2 protein-coding genes are annotated in these 2,050 nt (G+C 65.6%); both read left to right on the forward strand.

Annotation, left to right across the window (positions count from 1 at the left end; all coding sequences use genetic code 11):
- Positions 1–5: 5 nt before the first annotated feature.
- A complete protein-coding gene (locus DBR22_RS23320; protein ID WP_108600924.1) occupies positions 6–779 on the forward strand; it encodes an SDR family oxidoreductase in 774 nt (257 codons plus the stop codon).
- A 117-nt stretch (positions 780–896) separates the two neighbouring features.
- Complete coding sequence (locus DBR22_RS23325) at positions 897–1,967, forward strand: glycerophosphodiester phosphodiesterase (protein WP_108600923.1); 1,071 nt, start codon at positions 897–899, stop codon at positions 1,965–1,967.
- Positions 1,968–2,050: the final 83 nt, after the last annotated feature.

The raw sequence follows: 2,050 nt of genomic DNA on the forward strand, positions 1-2,050 counted from the left end.
GTGCCATGACTGAAGATTCACGCAACGAAACAGGACCAAAGGCAGCAGTAGTCACCGGAGCCAGCACCGGCATCGGCGAGGCAACAGTCCGCGCCCTGACAGCCCAGGGCTGGACGGTTTTCGCCGTCGCCCGGCGCGCGGAACGGCTGGCCGCACTGGAAGCGGAAACAGGCGCCGTCGCGATCCCCGCTGACATCGCAGAGGACGACGACGTCGCCCGGCTCCTCGCCCGCGTCACCGAAGCCGGGGGTGTGGACACCTTGATCAACATTGCCGGCGGCGCCCGGGGTGCTGACCAGGTGGGGGAGGCCAACACCGAGGACTGGGAATGGATGTACCGGGTCAACGTTCTCGGCACCATGAAGATCACCCGGGCATTCCTGCCCATGCTCCGGGCCACCGGCGAGGGCACCGTCCTGAACCTGACGTCCACTGCGGGACTGGCAGCATATGAGGGCGGCGCAGGCTACAACGCTGCCAAGTTCGCCCAGCATGCCGTCACCGGGGCGCTGCGGCTGGAGGAAGCTGAGAACAACATCCGCGTCATCGAGGTGGCCCCCGGGCTGGTCCACACCGAGGAGTTCGCGCTGAACCGGCTCGGCGACCAGCAGGCCGCCGCGAAGGTCTACCAGGGTGTGGAGAAGCCCCTGACGGCCGCGGACGTAGCCGACGTCGTACGGTATGCCGTGAGCGCTCCGCACCACGTCAACCTGGACCAGATCGTGATCCGGCCCGTGGCACAGGCCGCCAACCACAAGCTGATCCGCAAGCAGGCCTGACGGCACCGGACGTTCAACCGGGGTTAAGGCTGATGTCGGGCAGGGGTGGCCGCTTGTTGGCCGGCGCCCACCACGGTGGCACGTGCACCTGCACACCACCAGAGTGGAGAACACCACATGCACACCCCGACGAAGCTGGGCGCTGCCGTACAGAGCGCAGCGCTGCTGCTCGCCATCCCCTCCCACGCCATGGCTGCGGACACCAACCCCCAGGGCGGAGACAACCATTTCGACCTCCAGGCCCACCGGGGCGGAATAGGGCTCACGGTCGAGTCCACCCTGCCCGCCTTCGCCAAGGCCCTGGAAACCGGCGTCACCACCCTTGAACTTGATCTCCAGATCACCAAGGACGGGCGCGAAGTCATCACGCACGACCGCAGGATCAGCGACAAGAAGTGCGCCGACACCGCCCCGGTCACGCCGGGGGACCCGCTGTTCCCGTACGTTGGAAAGTACATCAAGGACCTCACGTTCGAACAGGTCCGGAGCCTCGATTGCGGAACGCGCACCCTGCCGCAGTTCCCTGGCCAGCAGGCCGCGCCCGGCGAGAAAATGCCCACCCTGGCAGAGCTTTTTACCCTCGTGGATTCCTACCGCGCCAGCCAGGTGAAATTCAACATCGAAACCAAGGTCGAGGCCGGGGCACCGGAGCAGACAGCACCGCGTGAACAGTTCGTGGACGTCGCGCTGCGGGAGATCAAGGCCGCGAACATGCAGCACCGCGTGTCCATCCAGAGCTTTGACTGGGGTTCGCTCCGCCTCGTGCAGCAACGTGACCCGCAGATCCGCACTGTTGCCCTGACCAACAAGGACTTCCTGCAGGCCGGCCAGCCGGGCAGTTCGCCATGGCTCGGTGGCATTGACTCCGACGATTTCGGCGGCGACCTCGTCAACGCGGCGCACCACCTCGGTTTCGACGCCATCTCGCCGGTGCACGGCACCCCGCAGAACGGCACCGTCCTGGACGCCAATTACGTTCCGTACGTCACCGCGGACATGGTGGAGCGCGCCCACGCGGCCGGAATGCAGATCATCCCCTGGACGGTGGACGACAAGCCCACCATGAGGTCCCTGATTGCCACCGGCGTTGACGGAATCATCACCGACTATCCGGACCGTCTCCGCGATGTCATGGATGAGACCGGCATGAAGCTTCCGCAGAGCTTCCAGGCAGTTCCCGGGCACTGATCCCACAACAGATTGAATGAAGGGCGGGGCGCCTGGCGGGTTCTAGCGGTCGTTGCAACACCCAGAATTTTGGGAGTTGCAAC

The organism is Arthrobacter sp. HMWF013 (assembly GCF_003061105.1).
In the GTDB taxonomy this organism is placed as follows: domain Bacteria; phylum Actinomycetota; class Actinomycetes; order Actinomycetales; family Micrococcaceae; genus Arthrobacter.